Here is a 23,375-nt window from a genome sequence, read left to right as displayed (position 1 = left end):
ATGCCGCAGATCTCGCTGGCCGATCTCAACGCTGCAGGCAAGGCCGAGTTCGTCGCGGCCCTCGCCAACGTCGTCGACTACTCGCCATGGATCGCCGAGCAGCTCGCCGCGAAGCGGCCGTTCGCCGGCATCAACCAGCTGCACGCCACTCTGATGGCGGCGATCCAGAGCGCCGAGCCGGAGGCGCAGCTTGCGCTGATCCGGGCGCATCCCGATCTCGCCAACAAGACGCAGCGCGCCGCCGGCCTCACGGCGGAATCGACCGACGAGCAGAACAGCGCCGGCCTCGACCGGCTGTCGGACGCCGAATACGCCGCATTCGAACGCGTCAACAACGCGTATCGTGAAAAATTCGGCTTCCCCTATATCGTCTGCGTGCGCCGTCACACCAGGGATTCCATCCTGCGTGATTTCGAGGTGCGGCTGCTCAACATCGTCAAGACGGAGATAAGACGCGCGATCGAGGAGATCGGCCGCATCTCCGCGCTGCGGCTCGATCAGCTCGTCGTTGCCGACGACAGGCTGATGGTGCACGGCCGGCTGTCGACGCATGTGCTCGACAATCACGCGGGCAAGCCCGGATCTGGCATCCCGGTTGAGCTGGTGGAGCTCGCGAGCCTCGGCGAGAGCCGCGTCATTGCGCGCGCCGTGACCAACGCCGACGGCCGCACCGACCAGCCACTGATTGGCGGTCGCCCGCTGCCGATCGGCCGCTACGAGCTCCGCTTCAGCGTCGCCAAATATTACGCGGAGCGCAACGTACCGTTATCCGACCCGCCATTCCTCGACGAGATCCCGCTGCGCTTCGCGTTCAGCGAGCCGGAGGGACACTATCACGTGCCGCTATTGGTCACGCCGTGGAGCTATTCGACCTATCGCGGCAGCTAGTTACCGAACTTCTCGAGCAGCGCCGGAAACAGCCGATCCGGCTTGAACGGCGGCGCGGTGAAGCGGATGCCGGTGGCATCGGCGATGGCGTTGCCGATCGCGGCGGCGACGGGGTTGTAGGGGCTCTCGCTCATCGACTTCGCCCCAAGCGGCCCGACCGTGTCGCTCGTGTCGGCGAAGAACACTTCGGTGCGCGGCACGTCGGCGAAGGAGGGCAGGTGATAGTCGCGGAACTTGGCGTTGATGACGCGGCCGTCCGTATCGATCGCCATCTCCTCGTAGAGCGCCGCGCCGAGTGCCTGCGCGACACCGCCCTCGACCTGCCCGCGGCATTGCATGGGATTGGCGACAACGCCGGCGTCCGCTGCCTGGACGCTCTTGAGTATCCTGAGCTCGCCGGTGCCCTTGTTCACGGCGACGCGGAAGCCCTGCACATTGAAGCCGACCGAACGCGGCGTGCCGCTGGAATCGCCGTGCGCTGCGAGCGGCTCGCTGCGTTCGCGCGCGAGCATTGCCAGCTCGACGAAGGACATGCGCCGCACGCCGCTGACGACGGCTTCGCCTTCAAGCGCGCAGCTCGCGGCATCGCAGAGCCAGGCGCTCGCAGCCGCCGCCTTCAGCTCGGTCGCAAGCTGCACGGCCGCCGCATGTGTCGCCTTGCCCGCGACGAACATGCCGGCGCTGCCATAGGCGCCGGTGTCGTGGCCCCCATGAGCGGTGTCGGACTGACGCAGGCGAATCCTGTCCACGGTGGTCGCGAGCACCGTCGCGGCGATCTGCCGGTGCACGGTGCTTGTGCCGTTGCCGAACTCGGCGGTGCCGACGGTGAGGTCGAAGCCGCCGTCGTCGTTGAGCGCGATCATGGCGTCGGCGAGATGGCCGGCCGGGGGCGCGGAATCGATCATGGTGAGAGCGACGCCGTCGCCGATCAGCCATTCCGGCGAAAGCTCCGGCTGTGGACCCTCGGTCCGCATGGCGCGCTCGACGAGGTCGAGGCACTGGTCGAGCCCGTAGGAGCCATAGACGACGTCGTGAAATTCGGACGGCGGTGGCGAGAGCATGGAGTCGCCGGGCCTGACGATGTTGCGCCGGCGCATCTCGTAGGGGCTGATACCGAGCTGCTTCGCCAGCTCGTCGATGGCGGCCTCAATCGCGATCAGCGTCTGCGGCAGGCCATAGCCGCGAAACGCGCCCGATGGCACCGTGTTGGTGTAGACGGCGAAACCGTCAACCCGCTTGTTCGGGCAATTGTAGACGGCGATGGACTCCGACAGCGAGTGGAACATCACGGGGCCGGCGTGATTGCCGTAGGCGCCGGTGTTCGAGAGCACGTCGAGCTGCAGTGCGGTCAGCTTGCCGTCGGCATCGGCACCGGCCTTGATGTGGACCCGCATCGGGTGCCGCGTCGAGGTCGCAATGAACTGCTCCTCGCGGGTCAGCTCCAGTTTCACAGGTCGCCCGGTCTTGAGCGCGGCGAGCGCCAGGACGTCCTCGACGAACATCTCCTGCTTGCCTCCGAAGCCGCCGCCGACGCGCTCGCAGAACACGCGGACCTTGTCCATGGGAAGCTGGAAGATATCCGACAGTGCGCGGCGGGTCAGGAACGGCACCTGCGTCGACGTGCGGACATTGAGGACGCCGGCGTCATCGACCCAGGCGAGGCCGCCATGGGTCTCCAAAGCGGCATGCTGCACACGGTGACTGTGGAAGGTGCCCTCGAAGGTGGCGACAGAGGTCGCGAGTGCGGCCGCGACGTCGCCATACTCGCCATGCGTTTCCGCGACGAGGTTGCGCTGGGCATCAGCGACGCGGTTCGCCGTGGTGCGGTCGGGATGGATGACCGGCGCGCCCGGCACCATCGCCTTCTCCGGATCGATCAGTGCCGGCAGGATCTCGTAATCGACCTTGAGCTGCCGGCACGCCTCCTCGGCGGCGGCTTCGCTCTCGGCGACGACGGCGGCGACCTTCTGGCCGATGAAGCGGACGACGTCATCGAGGATGCGGGTGTCCTCGGGGTCCATCCAGTCCTTCTCGTGTCGCGCGGTCGAGATCAGGACCGTCGGCGCATCCTCATGCGTCAGCACGGCGTGCACGCCGGGAACGCGAAGGGCGTCCGACCTGTCGATCGCGACGATCCTGGCGTGGGCGTGCGGCGAGCGCAGCAGCTTGATGTGCAGGAGGCCCTCGAGCTCGGTGTCGAATGTGTAGCGCGCCTTGCCTCGCACGATGTCGGGACCTGCGGGGGCCGGCAGGCTGCGGCCGAAGGCGGCCCCGCGCGCGACGCTCTCATCGACGTTGGACTTGCCGAGCAGCGCGTCCTCGATGGAGCGATAACCGGTGCAGCGGCAGATATTGCCCTTCAACGCCGTGCCGAGATCGGTGCGCTGCGCCTGGTTCAGCGAGGCGCAGGTCAGGATCATGCCGGCTGTGCAGAAGCCGCATTGAAAGCCTTGCGCAGCGAGGAACGCCTGCTGCATCGGATGGGCGCCATGGTCCCCGCCGAGACCTTCGATCGTGGTCACGGCGCGTCCTTCGGCTCGAAACGCCGGGATCAGGCAGCTATGCACGGGCTCGCCGTCGAGCAACACTGTGCAGGCGCCGCAGTCGCCCGCGTCGCAGCCCTTCTTCACCCCGAAATGACCGAGCTCCCGCAGGAACGTGCGCAGACACTGGCCGGCGCGCGGCGCTTGCGAAAATGGCTTGCCGTTGATCTCGAAGCTCATGACGGCGCTCCGGCAGCGAGTTCGCCGCGGATCTCCTCGGCGAGCCGCAGCGTCATGTGCTTGCGCCAGAGCGGCTTGCCGTGGATGTCGGTGTGGTACAGGTCATCGGTGATCTGCCGCGTGATCGCGTCGCGTAGCGCGCTGGCGTCCGGGGCTTTGCGAAAGGTCAGCTGGATCGGCCGCACCGTCGATGCCGTCACCGTCAGCGTCAGCGTGCTATCCGGATCGAGGCTGCCGATCAGCAGCGCCGCCGAGCGGCCGACTGGCGCCAGCGAGATCTGCCGAAAGGCCGAGCGGCGCCTCAACGCGGCAATCGGGATATCGATCTGCCGGATCAGGTCGCCCGGGCTCAGGCGGTTGCGCTGGTTGCCGGTGACGAGGTCGACCACCGGAATCTCCTGCTCGCTGCCATCGGCCTTCCAGATGGTGCAAACGCCGCCCAGCGCTGACGTCAGCGAGATCATCGGCCCTGCCGGCAGCGACATGCAGAGATTGCCGCCGACGGTCGCGGTCTTCCAGATCTTGAACGACGCAAGGAAGGCCCGGCAGCACTGGCCGATGAGCGGCGCTGCGAGCCAGTCCGGCGGGCAGGCGAGACCGTCGAGCTCTGCGATGGTGCAGGTGGCGGCAATTGAGAGATGGCTGTCGGTGATCGTCAGCGCCGGCCATTTCAGATCGGCGAGATCGATCAGCCGCCTCAGATGGACCTGCGGCTCCGAGAACAGCCAGGTGCCGCCCGCAAGCCAGGCATCACCTGCCGTCCAGACGGGGAGTTGCGCGCGTGTTTGCGGATGGGCGACGGCTGTGATGGTATTCAAATCCATGGCTGTGCCAAAGCTTCCGCCCGGTGAATCGTACGGACGAGTCTTGCAAGACCGGAGCCAAGTCGCAAGAAACAAGTCGCAAGAAAAAAGTCGTAGCATGACGGCATCGCCACTTGGCCGGATTGAATGCTCGTCGCGCGAATGTGAGGGAAGTGGGATCATGAGCGACATAAAGCCGATCTGGATCAGGGACCCCCTCGCCATCCTCGCAGGCGGTGCGGAGCGTGGAATCGTGGTGAAGGACGGCCGGATCGTCGAACTCGTGCCGGCCGGTGGGACGCCTGCGACGGCGGATGTCGCTGTGTTCGATGCGGGCCAACACGTCGTTCTGCCGGGCCTCATCAACACCCATCATCACTTCTACCAGACGCTGACGCGGGCGCTGCCGGCGGCAATGGACCGCGAGCTGTTTCCCTGGCTTCAGGCACTCTATCCGGTGTGGGCGAAGCTGACGCCCGAAGCGCTGGAGCTCGGCGCCACCGTGGCGATGTCCGAGCTGCTGCTCTCGGGTTGCACCACGACGACCGATCACCATTACGTCTTCCCGGCAGGTCTCGAGGACGCCGTCGACATCGAAGTTGCGGTGGCCAAGCGGCTCGGGGTGCGCGTGCTGCTGACGCGCGGCTCGATGAACCTGTCGCAGCGCGACGGCGGCTTGCCGCCCGACAGCGTCGTGCAGGACGAGGACACGATCCTCGCCGACAGCGCGCGCGTGGTTGCCAAGCATCATCAGCGCGGCATGGATGCGATGGTGCAGATCGCGCTCGCGCCATGCTCGCCCTTTTCGGTGACGACGTCGCTGATGCGCGCCACCGCCGATCTCGCCGGCAAGCTCGACGTACGCCTGCACACTCATCTCGCCGAGACCGAGGACGAGAACAAATTCTGCGAGCAGATGTATGGCTGCCGCCCGCTCGACTATCTCGAGCAATGTGGCTGGCTCAATGCGCGGACCTGGCTGGCCCATGGAATCTTCTTCAATGCGGACGAGATGAAGCGGCTAGGAAAGGCGAAGACGACCATCAGCCATTGCGCCTGCAGCAACCAGATCCTGGCGTCCGGCTGTTGTCCGGTCTGCGAGATGGAAGAGGCCGGTGTCGGCATCGGGCTCGGCGTCGACGGCTCGGCATCGAACGATGGTTCAAATCTGATGCAGGAGGTGCGTGCTGCGTTCCTGCTGCAACGCGCGCGCTACGGCGTGACGAAGGTCGGCCACACGGACGCGCTGCGCTGGGCCACCAAGGGTTCGGCGGCCTGCGTCGGCCGGCCGGAACTCGGCGAGATCGCGGTCGGCAAGGCCGCCGATCTCGCACTGTTTGGGCTCGACGAGCTGCGCTTCTCCGGGCATGGCGATCCGCTGGCCGCGCTGGTGCTGTGCGGAGCTCACCGGGCCGACCGGGTGATGGTGGCGGGAAAATGGACCGTGATCGATGGCGCGATCCCGGGCCTCGACGTGCCAGATCTCATCCGTCGCCACAGCGCGGCGGCGCGGATCATGCAGACGGGATGAAAGAGGGGGCGACCACAAGTGCCGGGTGCTTCTGGCCACCCCCTCCGAACCTCCTCCGGGAGGAGCAGGTGATCATGCCAAAGCAAGAAGCGTGCTACTTGCCCGGAAGCTTGTCGTCGATGCCCTTCACGTAGAAATTCATGCCGAGAATCTGGCCGTCGCCGAGGTGATCGCCGCCCTTGCACTCGACCGGCTTGCCGTCCTGCCCAATGATCGGGCATTTGAACGGATGCAGCTTGCCGGCGATGATCGCGGCCTGGGCATCCTCTGCCATCTTTTTCACGTCGTCGGGCATGTTGGTATAGGGCGCCATCGCGAACATGTGGCTGTCGAGGCCGCCCCAGGTGTCCTCTGACTTCCAGGTGCCGGCGAGCTCGGCCTTGACGCGCTCGATGTAGTAGGGACCCCAGGTGTCGAGGATCGAGGTCAGCTGGGTCTTGGGGCCGAACTTGATCATCTCGGAATCCTGGCCGAAGGCCAGCTTGCCGCGTTCGCTGGCGATCTGCATCGCCGCCGGCGAATCCGTGTGCTGCATGATCACGTCGGCGCCCTGATCGATCAGCGCCTTGGCGGCGTCGGCCTCCTTGCCCGGGTCGAACCAGGTGTTGGCCCAGATGATCTTGACCTTGATGTTCGGGTTGATGGTTTGCGCCGCCAGGATCGTGGCGTTGATGCCGGAGACGACCTCCGGAATCGGGAACGAGCCGATATAGCCGAGCACGCCGGCCTTCGACATCCTGGCCGCGATCAGGCCTTGAATGTAGCGGCCCTGATACCATTTCGCCGAATAGGTCGACATGTTCGGGTTGCGCTTGTAGCCGGTGGCGTGCTCGAAATGCACGTTCGGATATTTCTTGGCGACCTTCAGCGTGGGGTCCATGTAGCCGAACGATGTCGTGAAGATCAGCTTGTTGCCGGCACGGACGAGCTGCTCTATGGAGCGCTCGGCGTCGGGGCCTTCTGGCACATTCTCGAGATAGGTGGTCTCGATCTTGTCACCCAACTCCTTCACCAGCGCCTGGCGCCCGAGATCGTGCTGGTAGGTCCAGCCGAGGTCGCCGATCGGACCCAGATAGACGAAACCGACCTTCAGCTTGTCGGCGGCGGAGGCTGCACCGATGCTCCCGGCAAGCAAGAGTCCGGCAGCGAGTGCTAGAAGCGATTTCCTCATCGTCAATCTCCAAACATCAGGGGAAAGTCACGATCCGCAACGTGCGCGCCCCATCGCGCACGCGGCCGAAATGAAACTCAGCGGTCAGGCACGAACACGGTGCCGAGCGCGGCCGGCGCGGTCGAGCCGCCGGTGCGCGCGCGGGAGATCAGGACCAGCACGATGACGGTTGCGAGATAAGGCAGCGCGGACATGAACTGCGAGGGAATCCCGACGCCCCAGCCTTGGGCGTGCAATTGCAGGATCGTCACCGCGCCGAACAGATAGGCGCCCACGACGAGCCGGCCCGGCCGCCAGGACGAGAACACCACCAGCGCCAGCGCGATCCAGCCGCGGCCCGCGGTCATGCCGGGAATGAAGAACGGAGTATAGGCGAGCGGCAGATAGGCTCCGGCAAGTCCGGCGCAGGCGCCGCCGAACATCACGGCGAAGGTGCGGATGCGCAGCACGGGATAGCCGAGTGCATGCGCGGAGACTGCATTGTCGCCGCAGGCACGCAGGATCAATCCCGCGCGCGTGCGGTACAGGAACCACCAGACGGCAACGACGAGTGCAAGGGAGAAATAGACGAAGCCGTCCTCGCCGAACAGCACGCGGCCGACCAGCGGGATGTCGGTGAGGCCGGGAATGGCGAGGTGCACCGCTGGCGTGATGCGCTCGCCGACGAAGCCGGCGCCGATCAGGCCGGAAAGCCCGATGCCGAGGATGGTCAGCGCCAGACCTGTCGCCACCTGGTTGACTGCGAGGGCGAGCGTCATCAGCGCGAAGATCAGCGACATCAACGTGCCCGCGGCGATGCCGAACAGCGCGCCAATGAAGGTGGATCCGGTCAGCCATGCGCCGGCAAAGCCGCAGGCCGCGCCGACGATCATCATGCCCTCGACCCCGAGATTGAGCACGCCGGATCGCTCGGTCACAAGCTCGCCCGTCGCCGCAATCAAGAGCGGCGTCGAGGCGGCGAGCACCGCGAGGATGATGGCCTCAACCAGTTCCACCAATCACCTGTCGGTTCGAGAACACCAGCTTGAAGCGGTAGAGGATGAGGGAATCGCAGGCGAGCACATAGAACAGCAGAATGCCCTGAAACACCTTGGTGACGTCCAACGGAATCTTCATCGCGATCTGCGCCTGCTCGCCGCCGATAAAGGTGAGTGCGAGGAAAAGACCTGCAACCAATATTCCAAGTGGATTCAGCCGGCCCAGGAAAGCCACGATGATTGCGGTAAAGCCGTAGCCGGGTGAAATGCCGGGCTGGAGATGCCCGACGGGACCTGCGACTTCGATAATGCCGGCAAGGCCTGCCAGCGCGCCTGATACCGCGAAGGTCAGGATGATGAGCTGGTTAGCCTTGAAGCCGCCGAACCGCGCGGCACGTGGCGCTGCGCCGACCACGCGGATCTCGAAGCCCTTGAGGGTGCGTCCGAGCAGGATCGCCGCCGCTGCGACCACGAGCAGGCAGATGATCGCGCCGAGATGCAGCCGACCGCCTTCGATCAATAGCGGCACCGTCGCCACCGGATCGAACTCCGCGGTGGTGGGGAAATTGAAACCGTGCGGATCGCGCCAGGGGCCGCGCACGAGATAGTCGAGCAGGAGATCGGCGACATAGACCAGCATCAGGCTGGTCAATATCTCGCTGGCGCCGAACTTCACCTTGCAGATAGCCGGGATCAGAGCATAGAGCGCGCCCGCAGCGGCTGCGAGGACGAGCATCGCGGGCAGCACCCAAGCCCCGGCATCGGTGCCCTGAGTCCTCACCGCGATCCAGCTTCCGGCGACCGCGCCGATCAGGAATTGTCCTTCGGCGCCGATGTTCCAGGCATTGGCGAGATAGCAGAGCGAGAGCCCGATCGCGATCATCACCAGCGGTGTCGCCTTGACCGCGATCTCCTGGAGCGAATAGCCGTCGGTCAAGGGCGCGATGAAATAGGCATGCAAGGCGAGCAGCGGATTCTTGCCGAGGATCGCGAACAGGATGACCATTGTTGCGATCGTGAGGCCGATCGCGATCAGCGGAGAGACCAGCGCGATCGTGTTGGAGCGCTCGGCGCGCTTCTCAAGCACCAGCTGCATGGGTGACCTCCGTCGGCTCGAGGCTGCTGCCGCCCATGAGAAGGCCGAGCTTTTCCCGGCTTGCTTCGCTCGTTGCGAGTGGAGCCGACAGCCGGCCGTGGAACATCACGGCGATGCGGTCGGCAATCTCCGCGAGCTCGTCGAGGTCCTGGCTGGTGACGAGCACCGCTGCTCCCGCGCTTGCGAGGTCGAGCAGCGCCTGGCGGATCACGGCGGCGGCGCCGGCATCAACGCCCCAGGTCGGCTGGCTCACCACCAGCACCGCAGGATTGCGCAGGATCTCGCGACCCACGATGAATTTCTGCAGATTGCCTCCGGAGAGGGATGCTGCTTCCGGATCACGGCTGGCCTTGCGCACGTCAAATGTCTCGGTCGCACGGTCGACCGTCTTCAGCGTGGCCGCGGTGTCGATGAAGCCGTGATGGACCATGCCGCTGGCGGCATGCCCGGTGAGCAGTGCGTTTTCCGACAGCTTCATGCGCGGTGCGGTGCCGTGGCCGAGCCGTTCCTCGGGCACGAAGGCCGCGCCCAGCTTGCGCCGCTGCGTGATCGAGAGGTGTCCTGCGGCGATGCCCTCGATCACGATCGTGCCGGGGTCCTTGGACAGGCGCTCGCCGGACAGCGCGGCGAACAGTTCATCCTGGCCGTTGCCGGAGACGCCGGCGATGCCGAGGATCTCGCCGCCCTTGAGTTCGAACGAAACATGCTCGAGCCGTACGCCATGCGCTTCGACGGGCGCGAGCGTGAGATCGTTGACGACCATCCGCGGCGCAGTGGTCGTGCGGCCGGATGCAGCCCTCACTTGCTTGACCTCACCGCCGACCATCATGCGCGCGAGCGAGGCTGCGGTCTCGCGTCGGGGATTGCAGGTCTCGACCTTCCTGCCGCCGCGCAGGATCGTCGCGGTGTCGCAGAGTCGCTTTACCTCCTCCAGCTTGTGGCTGATGTAGAGGATGGCGCGGCCTTCGGCCTTCAGCCGTTCGAGCACGATGAAGAGCTGGTCGGCTTCCTGAGGCGTCAGCACCGCAGTGGGCTCGTCCAGGATCAGGAATTTCGGGTCCTGCATCAGCATGCGGACGATCTCGATGCGCTGGCGCTCGCCGGCCGACAATTGCCAGACTTCGCGTTGGGGATCGAGCGGCAAGCCATAGGTCTTCGAAAGCTGCGCCAGCCGCGCCGACATGTCCTTGAAGGGCTCTTTACCGTCGAGGCCGAGCGCGACGTTCTCGGCGACGGTGAGATTATCGAACAGCGAGAAGTGCTGGAACACCATGCCGATACCGCGGCTGCGCGCGTCCGCGGGACCGGACGGCACGATGCGTTCGCCCCGCCAGCGAATCTCGCCGGCGCTGGGTTGGATCAATCCGTAGATCGCCTTGACCAGCGTCGACTTGCCGGCACCGTTCTCGCCGAGCAAGGCGTGGATTTCCTTCGGCCGGATCTCGATATCGATGGAATCATTGGCGAGGAAATCACCATAGCGCTTGGTGAGCCCGATCGTCTGAAGCAGAGGGGGCTCGCCGGAATGCAGGCCGGAAGGGGTCTGATCTGACATTCGCTGATGCCTCAATTGTGGGCTAGTTTGACACGCGCGTAAGGTAGGAAGAAGCGTCGTCCGTTGCTCGAACGCGGCGGCAGTGCGGTGGTGCCGATGAGTCGTCGCTTCGGGTTTGCACAATGATCGCCGCAAATCAGGAGCAGCGGCAGCAACCGCACCCGCGAACGGCGCGTGTTGCAAATTTGTGACGGTTTGAGTCAATCGGAACCGTTGTGCTTCCACGGCTGCTGATGGCGGGCAGGGCAAGCAGGCGCGTTTGCCCCATCTGGTAGCGGTCGCCGGACAATCTACTTCGACCACACGCCCGCGTGCAGCGCTTCGGCCTCGTCCTCGAGCAATGGCCCCACGACCTCCGTCAGCCGCTGTCCGCTGGCAAAGACCTCGCGGCAGGGCAGGTCGAGGGTCGGGTTCTCCGGATGGTTGCCGGTGACGCCGCGCAGGCGGTGCTCGCTGAGGCCGTAGACGACGCGACCTATGCCGGCCCAGTAGATTGCGCCGGCGCACATCGCGCAGGGTTCGGCGGACGAGTAGAGCGTTGCCTTCGCCAACAGCTCGCGGCCAAGCGAGCGGCAGGCCTGAGTGGCGGCCAGGCGCTCGGCATGCGCTGTGCCGTCGTGATCCGGCATGTAGCCGTTCTCGGCCTCGATCAACACCCTGTCGTCAGCGTCGACGACGATGCAACCGAACGGGTGATTGCCGAGGGCGAGGGAGCGGCGGGCGACCGCGAAGGACAAGCGCAAGAAGTGTTCGTCGCGCTCGGATGCCCCGCTCATCGTTGCTCCCTGATCAGTGTCCCGCCATGTGCCGGCCGACCACGGTGAGGTCGGCCGCGCTGGTTCGTGCTTCATACACGAATTCGCCGTGGAACATCACCACCAGCCGGTCGGACAGTTCCAGCAATTCGTCGAGATCCTCGCTGACCAGCAGCACCGCCGCGCCGCGGTTGCGCGCGGCCATGATCTCGGCGTGGATCTGCGCCACCGCCGCGAAGTCGAGGCCGAAGCAGGGGTTGGCCGCGATCAGCACCTCGACGTCGCCGGCAAGCTCGCGGGCGAGTACCGCGCGTTGCACGTTGCCGCCCGACAGGGCGGAGATCGGCGTATCCGGCGTGCGGGTCTTGATCTTGTACTGCGCGATCTTCGCCCTGGCGTCGTCGCGGAAGGCGCCGCGGTTGAGCCACCAGCCACCACGGGCGAAGGGCGCGCGGTCGAATTCGCGGAAGGCGATGTTGTCGGCGACGCTCATGCCGCCGACGCAGGCGTTCTTCAACGGCTCCTCGGGCAGTAGCGACATCTTGTGGCGCCGCATCTCCTCGCGGCTGGCGCGATAGCGATCCCCCGCAACATGGATATCGCCGCTTTCGGCCTCGCGCTGGCCCGCGAGCACCTCGACCAGCTGGCGCTGGCCGTTGCCGGAGACACCGGCGATGCCGACGATCTCGCCGGCGCGCACGGTGAGCGAGACGTCATGGACGGCTATGGCACCGGCATCGTCGAGCGCGCGCAGCTTTTGCAGCTCGAGCCTGGCTTTGCCGGTCTCGCCGGTGCGCGGCGGCTGCACGGTCAGTTCCTCGGCGCCGATCATGGTGCGTGCCATCGCGTCCGGCGTGAGCTCGGCGACCTTGCCGCGGCCGGCGAGCTTGCCCCGGCGCAGGATGGTGACGTCGTCGGCGAAGGCCATCACCTCGCGAAACTTGTGCGTGATCATCAGGATGGTCAGCTCGCCCCTGACGACCATGTCGCGGAGCATGCCGAGCACCTCGTCGGCTTCTGCCGGCGTCAGCACCGAGGTCGGCTCGTCCAGGATCAGGAAGCGTCGCTTCAGGTAGAGCTGCTTGAGGATCTCGCATTTCTGGCGTTCGCCGGCGGAGATGTCGGAGACCTTCGCGCCAAGTGGCACCTTGAAGGGCATCCGTGCCAGGAACGCCTCAAGCGCTTTCATCTCCCTCGGCCAATTCACCACCGCCGGAACATCGTCGCGCGCCAGCACGAGGTTTTCGGCGACCGTCATGGCCGGCACCAGCGTGAAATGCTGGTAGACCATGCCGAGACCGAGCGCGTGAGCGTCCTTCGGATTGGCAATCGCCTGCTCGCGGCCGCCGACGAGGATGTCGCCCTCGGTCGCGTGGTAGTATCCCATGATGCATTTGACGAGAGTGGACTTGCCGGCGCCGTTCTCGCCGAGCAGCGCGTGGAACGAGCCCGGCCGCACTTTCAGCTCGACATTGTCGAGCGCGAGGAAATCGCCGAAGCGCATCGTCATGGCGATGGCGTCGACGCCGAAGGCGCCTGATGGCGGCGGTGTTTCGCCGATGATCACGAGATCGCTCCGATGACGGCGTCGGAGGTCGAGACCGCGCCGAACACACCACCCTGCATCTTGATCATCTTCAGCGCGTGATCGTGATTGCTCTTGTCGGTCGCGCCGCAGCAATCGTGCAGCAGCACGCATTCGAAACCGCGGTCATTGGCCTCGCGCATCGTGGTGTGGACGCAGACGTCGGTCGTGATGCCGGTCAACAGGATATTCTCGATGCCGCGCACGCGCAGGATCAGCTCCAGGTCTGTGGCGCAGAACGAGCCCTTGCCGGGCTTGTCGATAACAGGCTCGCCCGGCAGCGGCGCCAGTTCCGGGATGATGTCCCAGCCGGGCTCGCCGCGCACCAGGATGCGGCCGCAGGGCCCGGGATCGCCGATGCCGGCGCCGATCTGGCGCGAGCGCCAGCGCTTGTTGGCGGGAAGATCGGAGAGGTCGGGCCGATGGCCTTCGCGGGTATGGATGATGTGGAAGCCCTGCTTGCGCATCACTGCGAGCAGCTTCCTGATCGGCTCGATCGGTGCCCGCGTCAGCGAGAGATCGTAGCCCATCTTGTCGACGTAGCCGCCGACGCCGCAGAAATCAGTCTGCATGTCGATGATGATGAGCGCGGTGTTCTCGGGACGAAGATCGCCGTTGTAGGGCCATGCATAGGGCTCGGACTTGATGTGGCGCTCAGGCATGATTTTGCTCTCTAGCGTGTGATCGACAATTCGGCCGGGGCTCCGGTCAGCGTGCGTTTGGGCGAGCAAGTGATGATCATGATCGCCAGCGTCAGGATGTAGGGCGCGGCGTTGAAGAGGTGATAGCCGGAGGTGATCCCGACCGATTGCAGTGCCGGTCCCAGCGCCGCGGCGCCGCCAAAAGCGAGCGAGGCCCACAGGCACAGCAGGGGATCCCAGCGCGCGAAGATCACGAGGGCGACCGCGGTGATGCCCTGTCCGGAGGAGAGGCCCTCGTTCCAACTCCCAGGGTAGAACAGCGACAGGAACGAGCCGCCGATGCCGGCGAGGAAGCCGCCGACCATGGTCGCGCGCAGCCGGATCAGCAGCACCGAGTGGCCCATCGCGCGCGCGGCGTCCGAACTTTCGCCGGCCGTGCGGATCAAGAGGCCCCAGCGCGTGGTGCGGAAGGCAAAGTAGAGAATTGGCGCGAGCGCAACGCCGATCAGGAACAGGACGTTGATGCGCAGTGCGGCGCGCACTTGCGGAACGTCACTCCACCAGCCGAAATCGATCGCGGGCAGGCGCGGCGCGGTGGGTTCGATCAGTGGCTTGCCGATATAGAAGGCAAGGCCGGTGCCGAGCAGCATCAAGGCGATGCCGACCGCGATGTCGTTGACGCGTGGCAGCGAGCAGATGCCGGCGTGCAGCGCGCCCAGGAGCGCGCCGGTGATGCCGGCGGCGAGCACGCCAAGCCACGGTGAGCCCGAGAGGTAGGAGATGCCGTAGGCGCTCATTGCGCCCATCACCAGCGTGCCTTCGAGGCCGAGATTGATGCGGCCTGAGCGCTCGGTGATGCATTCCCCCAGGCTCACGAACAGGAACGGCGTCGAGACGCGAATGGCGCCGCCGAGCACGGCGAGTGGGACGGTCCAGAGTCCGATCGATCCGTCTGCCATCAGGACTTGCCTTTTAGGAAACCGATACGGCCGTAGAGAGCATCACTGGCCAGCACGAAGACGAAGATGATGCCCTGAAGCACCAGCACGGATGCATCGGGCAACCCCAGGCGGCGTTGCAGCAGGCCGCCGCTGGCACTGATGCCCCCGAGCAGGATCGCGACCGGAATGATCGCGAGCGGATTGTGCCGCGCGAGGAAGGCGACGAGGATGCCGGTGAAGCCGTAGCCCGCCGCGAGATTGGCATTGGTGCGACCCTGCACGGCGGCAACCTCGATCATGCCGGCAAGGCCGGCGGCGCCGCCGGCCAGGAAGCAAATGGTCAGGATCAGCTTGTTGACGCCGAGGCCGACGATCTTCGCGGCGCGGATGTTGCCGCCTGCAACCCGCGCGGCGAAGCCGAACACGGTGTGATAGATCAGGATGTAGGCGGCGATGGCGGCGATCAGCCCGAAGACCAGGCCCCAATGCACGTCGGTGCCGGGAATCGTGCCGATCATGTTGGCGGCGCCGATCTCGCGCGTCGACGGTTTGTTGAGGCTGGCGGGATCGCGCATCACACCTTCGACGAGATGGTTGAGGAGCGCGAGGGCAATGTAGACGAGCAGCAGGCTCGAGATCGTCTCGTTGACGCCGCGATACTGCCGCAGGCCGCCCGACAGCATGATCCACAGGCCGCCGCCGATCATGCCGGCGCAGACCATGGCGACCTGGACGATGAGCGGGGGCATGCCCTGAAGCGCAAGCGCCGCACTGGTCGCCGACAGCGCGCCGATCAGCAGCGCGCCCTCGCCGCCGATGATGACCATGCCGAGCTGCGCGGGCAATGCGGTGCAGAGCGCCGTCAGGATCAAGGGGGCAGCGCGCGTGAGCGTGTTCTGCCAGGAGAACCAGGTGCCGAATGCGCCGTAATACATGTAGAAGTAGAGATCGAGCGGATTCTTTCCGGACATCGCGACGAAGATGCCGAAGGTCACGAGCGCGCCCACGAGCGCCGCGCCCGGAATGAGGATGTACTCGATTGTCGCGCCGTGGCGCTGGAGAAAGCCGGGATCGGCGGCCGGGGCAATGGTCCCGGCCGCATTGGTGGAATCCACAGCTTCCGTCGTCACGAAGTCGCTCCGAGCACGCCTTCGACGAGGTAATCCATCTTCTCCAACTCGGGATCCTTCTGGCCCCGGTCGGTGCCGGCGGCGATCACCGTCTTGCCCTTGTTGTCGACCAGCCCTCCCTTGAAGATGGCGTAGTCTTCGGCTGAGAGGAATTTGGCCTTCACCTCATCGGCATGCTTGCGTGCTTCGGCGGAAACCGCTTCGCCGTAAGGCGAGGTCTTGACGATCTCTTCCTTGAGGCCGCCGCGATAGAAATTCGGGATGCTCTCGCCGCCCGCGATCATCTTCGCAAACTTCGGATAGAGCGCTTCCCAATTCCACTCCGCACCGGTGAGATACGCCTTCGGCGCGAGCGGTGACTGGTTGGTGTGGTAGCCGCAGACGAAGGCGCCGCGGCGTGCGGCATTCTCGACCATGGTCTTCGGGCCGTCGACATGGCAGGTGAGCACGTCCACGCCCTGATCGATCAGGCTGTTGGTGGCCTCGGCCTCCTTGACCGGCATCGACCAATCGCCGGTGAAGATGACCTGTGTCGTCGCCTTGGGATTGGCAAGCCTGGCGCCGAGGGTGAAGGCGTTGATGTTGCGCAGCACCTGCGGGATCGGCTTGGCCGCAACGAAGCCGAGCTTGCCGCTCTTGGAGGTGTAGCCGGCGACGATGCCCGAGATGTATTGAGCTTCGTCGATGTAGCCGAAATAGCTGCCGGCGTTCTTCGGGTCCTTGTCGCTCCACAGCCCGCCGCAGTGCTCGAAACGCAGCTTCGGGTACTTATTGGCCATCTTGACTACGTGCGGATTGTAGTAGCCGAACGAGGTCGGGAAGAGCAGGCTGGCGCCGTCGAGATTGATCATCGACTCGATCGTCTTCTCGACCGCGTCGGTCTCCGGCACTTTCTCTTCCTCGACGACCTTGAGGCCGGGAATCTTCTTCAGCGCCGCTGCGCCCTGCGCATGGGCCTGGTTGTAGCCATAGTCGTCGCGCGAGCCGACATAGATGAAGCCGATGGTCGTCTCGGCCGCGAGGGCCGGGCGGAGCCCGGCCGCGGCGCCGAGGGTCAGGGCCGCACCGCCTTGCAACACATGACGTCGTGAAATCCTGCCAAAATCCATTGCTTGCTCCCATTGGCGGATGTCCCGCCTTGATCTCGCGGCGACCGCCGGTCTAGCGGCGCTCGGGATGAAGTGTCGCAAGCTTCGTGCCACAGGCCGCTGAACGGTCATTCCGACGTAAGGGATTGATAGTGTTTAATTTTATAGAATGCTCGAATCCTGGTCAGGAAGTCGCCAGATTAATTTTTAGGCAGTATTTCTCTGTTGTATGCAATGGAGTTAAGCAGCCTTAACCAGTTCGCGTGTGCCTGATGGAAGAGGGACTGCGGTCGGCTGCTCGCATTCATGCTAACCACGCGTGGATCGGGGCGCCGCCGGATGCATGATTTTTGCTGACCCCTGCCTCGTACCGATTGTCATCGGAGCCGCCACCGCTGGCGGCCCCGCGAGATGGAAGGCCCGCCGGGATGACTGCTGGTAACGCCGTTCAGACGAGCTCGCTCGGCGAACAGATTTTGGGCCGCATCAACGCGCTCGCTGCGATTTCGGAAGAGGCCGGCAAGCTTACCCGGGTCTATCTCAGCAAAGAGCTGCGCGAAGCAGCGGAGCTGATCCTGGGCTGGATGCGCGAGGCCGGCATGAATGCGCATCTCGATGCGATCGGCAACGTCTGCGGCCGCTATGAGGGCGAGCAGGCGGGTGCGCCCTGTCTGATGCTCGGCTCGCATTACGACACCGTGCGCGATGCCGGCAAATGGGACGGGCCGCTCGGCGTGATCACGGCCATCGCCTGCGTCGCAGACCTCAACCGCCACGGCAAGCGCTTGCCGTTCGCGATCGAGGTCGTCGGCTTTGCTGATGAAGAGGGGGTCCGTTTCGCTTCGACGCTCCTCGGCAGCCGTGCGGTGGCCGGCACGTTCGACGAGGGAGTTCTGAACACGCGCGACCGCGAGGGCGTGTCGATGCGCGATGCGCTCATCACGTTCGGCCTCGACCCCGATCATGTCGGCGCGGCGGCGCGGGCGCGGCGCGAGCTGCTTGCCTATCTCGAACTGCACATCGAGCAGGGGCCGGTGCTGGAAGCTCAGGACCTGCCCGTCGGTGTGGTCAGCGCGATCGCTGGTGCGACACGGCTTGCCGCGCGGCTGACCGGCATGGCCGGGCACGCCGGCACGGTGCCGATGGCGCTTCGCCGCGACGCGCTCACCGGGGCTGCCGAATGCATCGGCGCGATCGAAGAATTCTGCCGGACCGATGCCAACGGGCTGGTCGGCACAGTCGGATACATCCACGCCACGCCGGGTGCGACCAATGTCATTCCGGGCGAGGTGTCCTTCACCATCGACGTGCGTGCGCCGACCGACATGCATCGCAAGCGCGCGGTCGGCGAAATCGTTCGCCGGATCGAGGCGATCGCCGGGCGCAGGCAGCTGGTGCTTCAGATCGACGTCACCCACGAAAATCGCACCGCGCCTTGCGCGCCCTGGCTGAAAGAGCAGATCGCGCAGGCGATCGATGCGCAAGGGTTTTCCGTTTTCGAGCTGCCGAGCGGAGCAGGGCACGACGGCATGGCGATGATCGACGTTGCCGACGTCGGCATGATCTTCGTCCGCTGCCGCGGCGGTATCAGCCATCATCCCGCCGAGCATGTCGAGCTCGCCGATGTCGACGCGGGCGCGCGGGTGTTGTTGCGGGTGGTCGAGAATTTCAGGCCACGGGAATGTCATCTGAGTCCGCAAGTCACCGGATAGAGATACGAATCAGGCACCGTTGGAATGGTGACTGCCATCATCGGGATCACGAGACCTCAACCGACCGACGCATATGAACAGCGAAATCTCTTTTCCATCAGATCGCGGAAACCGGTTCTATCAGGGCGTGACTGCGACTTTCGTCGCCAACGCGCTTCAGGCGGTGAATTTCCTCGGCGACCGGTTTCTGAGAAAGTCGCAGCATTCGTTGTCGGCCATCGAGGACCTCTACCGGTATTCAATGGACAGCGCTTTCTCGGTGTCCGAGGCGTTCCTCGTCACCGGCGCGCCGCACGCCTCGGCCTATTACCCGCGCGACTTCGCCTGGTTCTATCCCGACGTTCTTGATCCCGAGACCATCATGGACTCGCAGGACGCGGTGCGGCGCGTACGCCTGCTCGAGAAAAGCGTGCGGCTGCTGCTGGAGGCGGTTCGCGCCAACGTCGTCACCACGACCATCGTCCCGGCAGGACGCGGACGGTATCTCGGCGTAAACTATTTCTCGCGCCCCTCGGATACGCTGCTCGGCATTCTCGCCGGTCTCCAGCAGATGATCTTCGCCGAGGAGAGGACGTCGTCCTATCTGGCGATGTCGCAATGTGCGCATGCCGGCCGCCTGCTGCTGGCCGAATACGGCAATGATCTGAAGCGGGCGATTCTCCGGCTCGCGAGCGAGCTCGAGCCATTCGCGGAGAGCGGCACCAGATATTTGCTGTGCGATGCCCGCGCTCCGCGCTCTGCGGCAACGGATACGCGTGCAGAGCGCAGGCGTTTCGTCACCAATGCCTGCGTCTACACGACCTTCGTGTGGGGCGTGCAGCTCGGAATAGTCGACGAGAACGAGCTGAAGCGGCTGCTCGGGCGCGACCTTGCGCAGTACAAGAAAGACCTTCTGGGCCTGTTCGGCAAGGACGGCTACATCAGGCATTCCCTGGATGGTCCGGCCGGCACGCCAGCCTCTTTGGTCGCGCTGGATTTCGTCAGCGTGCATCGCGGATTCTGGGATATGAACGATGGCAGCGAGCGGGCCCTGTTTGCGGCGACCGCGAATCTGGTCATCGCCGAACCCCGGTTTCGCATCCCCAGCACGTTCCACTTCCTGGTGTCGGCGGATAATCCACGGACCAAGATGATCCACAAGATTGCCGCGCCCGCCTATCAGGGGCGTTCGTCCTGGCCGACGTTCAACGTCGAGTTCGCGGACCGCATGCTGGACTACGATGAATTCTCCGGGACCGACACTTATCGCGCCTGCGCCCAGGGCATATTGAGGGACATTCGCACGGCGACCGAGGTGCACGGCGGATATCAGGAGCTGATCTCGGAACAGGGCCTGAAATACCGCACCTGGGCCTACAAGGGCGCCGTGGCGCACTCCTGGTTTCCGCGCTTTCTGTCGGTCTGGAGGAGGGCGTATGGAGCGCCGCTCCTTCAATGGAATGACTGACAGCGGACGAGGCTTGTCCCGGCCAGAGAAGAGCTATTCCGCGGCCTTCGCCGTGTTGCCGAACATCCGCGTCGGGGCCGGGAAGCCGCAGGAGGTGCCATCGGTGACCTTGATCTGGTCTTCCCATGGCAGGCGATAGGTGCCCGCGACCATGTCCTGCATGAAAGTATAGGGGCAGTCCATTGCACCGCCCTTCACCGCGACATAGCCGCGATGCCAGATCTGGTAGATATTGTTCTCGACGCCCCAATTGATGCGGGCTTCGCGCACGAGATCGGGCCGCACCTCGGCGGTGATGATCTCGTCGGCGCGGCCGGTGGTGCCGTGCGCCAGCACGGTCCCATCGAAATTGACGATCATCCCTTCGCCCATGGAATCGAACGAGCCGTCCGAGCCGCACATGCAGACGTTGGCGGTGACCATCAGGTTTTGGAAAGAGTTGGCTTGATTGGTGAAGCGCCAGGCGTCGCGGATCGGCGCGGTGTAGCCGGCGGTGCGGATCATGATCTCGGCGCCCTTGTAGGCGCATTCCCGCGCCATCTCCGGGAACATGCCGTCATGGCAGATGATCAGCGCGATCTTCGCGCCCCGCGGGCCCTCGATGACGGGAATGCCGATGTCGCCCGGCTCCCACGGCTCGACCGGAATCCAGGGATGAAGCTTTCGATAGTAGAGCCTGATCTCGCCGTGGTCGTCGATGATCAGGCCGGAATTGTAGGGATTGCCGTGCGGGTTGAACTCCATGATGGAGAAGCAGCCCCAGATCCGGTTGTCGACGCAGGCCTTCTTGAAGGCCGCCACCTCGGGCCCGTCGAGCCGGCACATGATCTCGGGATTGGTGTCCATCGAGAGGCCGTGCAACGAATATTCGGGGAATACCACCAGATCCATGGTGGAGAGATTGCGACGCGCCTTGCCGACCATCCAGACGATACGCTCGGTCTGCCTTGCCAAATCGGCCCGGGTCACGACGGTCGGCAGTTGCAACTGCACGAGCCCGATGACGACGCCTTCAGGCGATTTGTTCAGTCCACCAAGCCCGTTCATGACCAGCTCCCTCGTCGTTGGCGCGCCACATCCTTGCGCGCGCGGGATTATTGACGAAAGCAAATCCGATTTCGGCGGAGAGCTAAAGATGATTTTTCAGGCGATCATGCCGTTGCGCTGCACAGGGGGCGGGTTCGTCACGCCACGAGATCGAGCAACCGGCATGAGCCGCGCACGAGCACTTTGCGTCCGGTCGGTGTCATCTCCGGCAAGCCGTCATTGACGACGACAAGGCCGAGCTTGACGAGGCTCTCGACGAGATAGGCCTTCGAGAGGCGGCCGTTCGATGCCGGATTGCGAAGTGTGCGTAGCGCTTCCCATTGCTCCGGCGAAAGATCGAAGTCGACGTCGTTGCTCATGTTGCCTCAAGCGATAGTACCGTTCGCGCGCCTCTGTTAGCGACGCTGCATGAACACCGTGCGACGACAATGAGTCGGGAATTCGGTGAGCTGTTTAGAACACCTCTTCACAAATTGCCGCACTTCATTGCGCCACGAGAGTTAAGATCGTTCGATTGCGATATCGTCGCGAAGTTCGATCACGTATTGATGATCGCAGTTTGATGTTGCGGCGCGAGCTATTGCGTTGCAGGGAAGTGCTGCTGCCCCATTCCGCGTCGCAATATGCTCATAAACGACGAGACGCAGCATTCGGGATTCTGTTAGGCTGGTTCGCGGGAACGGCTTCACAGGCGGGAGTGGAGTGCATGAACAGGCTGGTGGAAATTCGCAGTCAGGAGTTCCTGTGTCGCGAGCGTGCCGCGCTCGATGTGGAGCGGCGGGTTTTCTGGCTCACGCAAGCCCAGGAATGGGAGCAGCGCGCGCTCGACGAGATTGCGTATCACTTTCGGGAGTGTAATCTCACCGAGCCCCAGGCCGCCTGACCTCAAGGGCGGGCCTGATCGCCGATCACTGATAGGTGGCCACGATATCGGATATTGCGCGCTCGAGCTGCTGCGCGGTGGCGCATTGGCGCACGACGCTGCAAAAGGTCGCGTAGCGCGGCATCTCGGAATCGCCAAAGCCCCAGGCGAGCCGTCCTTCGGGATTGAGCCAGACCAGTCGCTTCGAGCGTTCGGAAATCCGACGCAGGATGTCGGCGCGGGGGTCTAGATTGTTGCTGCGGGCATCACCGAGCACGATCACCGTGGTCTGCGGCGTCAGCGCGCTCATGAACTCGTTCTCGAAATCGACCAGCGAGGAGCCATAGTCGGAGGAGCCGAACCCGACCTTGGACATGATCTCGGCCATCGCTTCTTCCGGCGAGTTCTTCTCCAGGATCTCGCTGACCTCGATCAGATGCGACGAGAAGGCAAACGAGCGGACGTCATCGACCACCTCGTGCAGCGAGTGGATCAGCAGCAGGAAGAAGTCGGAGACCTGAGCGACCGAGCCGGAGACGTCGCAGAGCGCCACGATCCTGGGCCGGTCGCGATGCTTGCGCTTCCATGCGGTGAGGAACGGCACGCCGCCCCAGGCCGCGTTGCGGCGGAGCGTGCGGCGAACGTCGAGATGACCGCGGCGCTGGCGCTTGCGTGGCTTCGAGTAGCGCTCGCGCAGCCGGCGCGCGATCTGGCGGATGAGGGCGCGCATCTCGGCGACCTGGCGGCGCTCGATGCGCGCGAGCGGCGCGTTACGCAGGATCTCGTTGCGGAGGTTTTCGGCTTCCTCGCGGGCGTAGAGAGCAAGCCCCTGGGAGACCGTGTCACGCACCGTTTCGCGCAGGGCGTCGAGCGCGGCGCGGAGACGCTCGGCCAGCGACGGGTTGGTCGCCGTCAACCCGTCCAGATCGTCGCGCAGGCGCTGGAGGCCCATGGCGTCGAGGATGCGGCTTGAGAAGATGCCGCGCTGGGTGGAGTAGCGGATGTCGGAGAGGGAGGCGGCACCGGAGGCACTGGCGATCGCGGCCGCAATCGCATTGCGATCCTGCGACAGTAGCATTTGCGCCAGAGGGCCCAATTCCGTAGGGGACTGACCATCACCCGTTTCGCTTGCGGTGTCGGACGAGGGTGACTGATCCTGGTCCTGCGAAGCTTCCTCGCTGCTGGCCTCGGGCTGGTCCTGCCTCGGTTCCGGCTGGCTGAAAAAGAGGTCGAAACAGTCGCCGAGTGCGAGCTTCTCGTCCTGCGACTTGGCGAGCGTCAGCAGCAGGGCGTCGCGCAAGATCGCGCGGTCGGAGAAGCCGACCTGCTTGACCGCGCGCATCGCATCGATGCTTTCGGCAGGCGAGACGTGAACGCCGGCGCCGCGCGCTGCCCGAAAGAAGCGATGGAGATTCTCGCGCAT

The 23,375-nt window shown here is 64.9% G+C and carries 20 protein-coding genes; 5 read left to right on the top strand and 15 right to left on the bottom strand.

Annotated features, from left to right (window positions below; translation table 11 throughout):
* Window positions 1-888, top strand: coding sequence for a 2-oxo-4-hydroxy-4-carboxy-5-ureidoimidazoline decarboxylase (gene uraD, locus HAP40_RS27420; protein WP_166814816.1), 888 nt, complete (start codon window positions 1-3; stop codon window positions 886-888).
* On the opposite strand, the gene HAP40_RS27415 is transcribed toward uraD, so the two are convergent.
* Window positions 885-3,611 carry a molybdopterin-dependent oxidoreductase gene (locus HAP40_RS27415; protein ID WP_166814817.1) on the bottom strand — a complete coding sequence of 909 codons (2,727 nt, stop codon included), beginning with the start codon at window positions 3,609-3,611 and terminating at the stop codon, window positions 885-887. The two genes, uraD and HAP40_RS27415, sit on opposite strands and share 4 nt — an antisense overlap.
* Complete coding sequence (locus HAP40_RS27410; RefSeq protein WP_166814818.1) at window positions 3,608-4,435, bottom strand: FAD binding domain-containing protein; 828 nt, start codon at window positions 4,433-4,435, stop codon at window positions 3,608-3,610. Before HAP40_RS27410 ends, HAP40_RS27415 begins: the two co-directional genes overlap by 4 nt.
* 160 nt (window positions 4,436-4,595) lie before the next feature.
* Between HAP40_RS27410 and HAP40_RS27405 the strand changes: the two genes are divergently transcribed.
* Window positions 4,596-5,945, top strand: coding sequence for an 8-oxoguanine deaminase (locus HAP40_RS27405; RefSeq protein ID WP_166814819.1), 1,350 nt, complete (start codon window positions 4,596-4,598; stop codon window positions 5,943-5,945).
* A 94-nt stretch (window positions 5,946-6,039) separates the two neighbouring features.
* Here HAP40_RS27405 and HAP40_RS27400 read toward each other — a convergent pair whose 3' ends face one another.
* From HAP40_RS27400 to HAP40_RS27355, 10 genes are all read right to left on the bottom strand, one after another.
* Window positions 6,040-7,116 (bottom strand): BMP family ABC transporter substrate-binding protein, encoded by a 1,077-nt coding sequence (locus HAP40_RS27400; protein WP_166814820.1) that lies wholly within the window; start codon window positions 7,114-7,116, stop codon window positions 6,040-6,042.
* 77 nt (window positions 7,117-7,193) lie between these two features.
* Window positions 7,194-8,111 carry an ABC transporter permease gene (locus HAP40_RS27395; protein ID WP_166819341.1) on the bottom strand — a complete coding sequence of 306 codons (918 nt, stop codon included), beginning with the start codon at window positions 8,109-8,111 and terminating at the stop codon, window positions 7,194-7,196.
* Window positions 8,098-9,189, bottom strand: a complete 1,092-nt coding sequence (locus tag HAP40_RS27390) for an ABC transporter permease (RefSeq protein ID WP_166814821.1) — start codon at window positions 9,187-9,189, stop codon at window positions 8,098-8,100. Before HAP40_RS27390 ends, HAP40_RS27395 begins: the two co-directional genes overlap by 14 nt.
* Complete coding sequence (locus HAP40_RS27385; RefSeq protein ID WP_166814822.1) at window positions 9,173-10,744, bottom strand: ABC transporter ATP-binding protein; 1,572 nt, start codon at window positions 10,742-10,744, stop codon at window positions 9,173-9,175. The genes HAP40_RS27390 and HAP40_RS27385 overlap by 17 nt, the downstream gene beginning before the upstream one ends.
* A 290-nt stretch (window positions 10,745-11,034) precedes the next feature.
* Window positions 11,035-11,520, bottom strand: a complete 486-nt coding sequence (locus tag HAP40_RS27380) for a nucleoside deaminase (RefSeq protein WP_166814823.1) — start codon at window positions 11,518-11,520, stop codon at window positions 11,035-11,037.
* A 13-nt stretch (window positions 11,521-11,533) separates the two neighbouring features.
* The gene (locus HAP40_RS27375) at window positions 11,534-13,066 is read right to left on the bottom strand and encodes an ABC transporter ATP-binding protein (RefSeq protein WP_166814824.1); all 1,533 of its coding nucleotides are present in this window, start codon (window positions 13,064-13,066) and stop codon (window positions 11,534-11,536) included.
* Window positions 13,063-13,746, bottom strand: coding sequence for a cysteine hydrolase family protein (locus HAP40_RS27370; protein WP_166814825.1), 684 nt, complete (start codon window positions 13,744-13,746; stop codon window positions 13,063-13,065). Before HAP40_RS27370 ends, HAP40_RS27375 begins: the two co-directional genes overlap by 4 nt.
* An 11-nt stretch (window positions 13,747-13,757) precedes the next feature.
* Window positions 13,758-14,684, bottom strand: coding sequence for an ABC transporter permease (locus HAP40_RS27365; protein ID WP_166814826.1), 927 nt, complete (start codon window positions 14,682-14,684; stop codon window positions 13,758-13,760).
* Window positions 14,684-15,796 (bottom strand): ABC transporter permease, encoded by a 1,113-nt coding sequence (locus tag HAP40_RS27360; protein WP_166814827.1) that lies wholly within the window; start codon window positions 15,794-15,796, stop codon window positions 14,684-14,686. Before HAP40_RS27360 ends, HAP40_RS27365 begins: the two co-directional genes overlap by 1 nt.
* Entirely contained in the window at window positions 15,793-16,905 is a 1,113-nt protein-coding gene (locus tag HAP40_RS27355; RefSeq protein ID WP_166814828.1) for a BMP family ABC transporter substrate-binding protein, read from the bottom strand. The genes HAP40_RS27360 and HAP40_RS27355 overlap by 4 nt, the downstream gene beginning before the upstream one ends.
* A 407-nt stretch (window positions 16,906-17,312) precedes the next feature.
* Here HAP40_RS27355 and HAP40_RS27350 point away from each other — a divergent pair, with 407 nt between their 5' ends.
* On the top strand, window positions 17,313-18,596 hold the full coding sequence (locus HAP40_RS27350; RefSeq protein WP_166814829.1) for an allantoate amidohydrolase: 1,284 nt from the start codon (window positions 17,313-17,315) through the stop codon (window positions 18,594-18,596).
* Window positions 18,597-18,669: 73 nt separating this feature from the next.
* Entirely contained in the window at window positions 18,670-20,043 is a 1,374-nt protein-coding gene (locus HAP40_RS27345; RefSeq protein WP_166814830.1) for a hypothetical protein, read from the top strand.
* Window positions 20,044-20,076: 33 nt separating this feature from the next.
* Here HAP40_RS27345 and HAP40_RS27340 read toward each other — a convergent pair whose 3' ends face one another.
* Complete coding sequence (locus HAP40_RS27340; protein WP_166814831.1) at window positions 20,077-21,090, bottom strand: formamidase; 1,014 nt, start codon at window positions 21,088-21,090, stop codon at window positions 20,077-20,079.
* 137 nt (window positions 21,091-21,227) lie between these two features.
* Window positions 21,228-21,449, bottom strand: a complete 222-nt coding sequence (locus HAP40_RS27335; RefSeq protein ID WP_166814832.1) for a hypothetical protein — start codon at window positions 21,447-21,449, stop codon at window positions 21,228-21,230.
* Between the two features lie 347 nt (window positions 21,450-21,796).
* Between HAP40_RS27335 and HAP40_RS27330 the strand changes: the two genes are divergently transcribed.
* Window positions 21,797-21,973, top strand: coding sequence for a hypothetical protein (locus tag HAP40_RS27330; protein WP_166814833.1), 177 nt, complete (start codon window positions 21,797-21,799; stop codon window positions 21,971-21,973).
* 25 nt (window positions 21,974-21,998) lie between these two features.
* On the opposite strand, the gene HAP40_RS27325 is transcribed toward HAP40_RS27330, so the two are convergent.
* Window positions 21,999-23,375 (bottom strand): vWA domain-containing protein, encoded by a 1,377-nt coding sequence (locus HAP40_RS27325; protein WP_166814834.1) that lies wholly within the window; start codon window positions 23,373-23,375, stop codon window positions 21,999-22,001.

Origin of the sequence: Bradyrhizobium sp. 1(2017) (assembly GCF_011602485.2) — a bacterium.
Lineage (GTDB): Bacteria > Pseudomonadota > Alphaproteobacteria > Rhizobiales > Xanthobacteraceae > Bradyrhizobium.
This window is presented reverse-complemented; position numbering and strand designations above follow the sequence as displayed.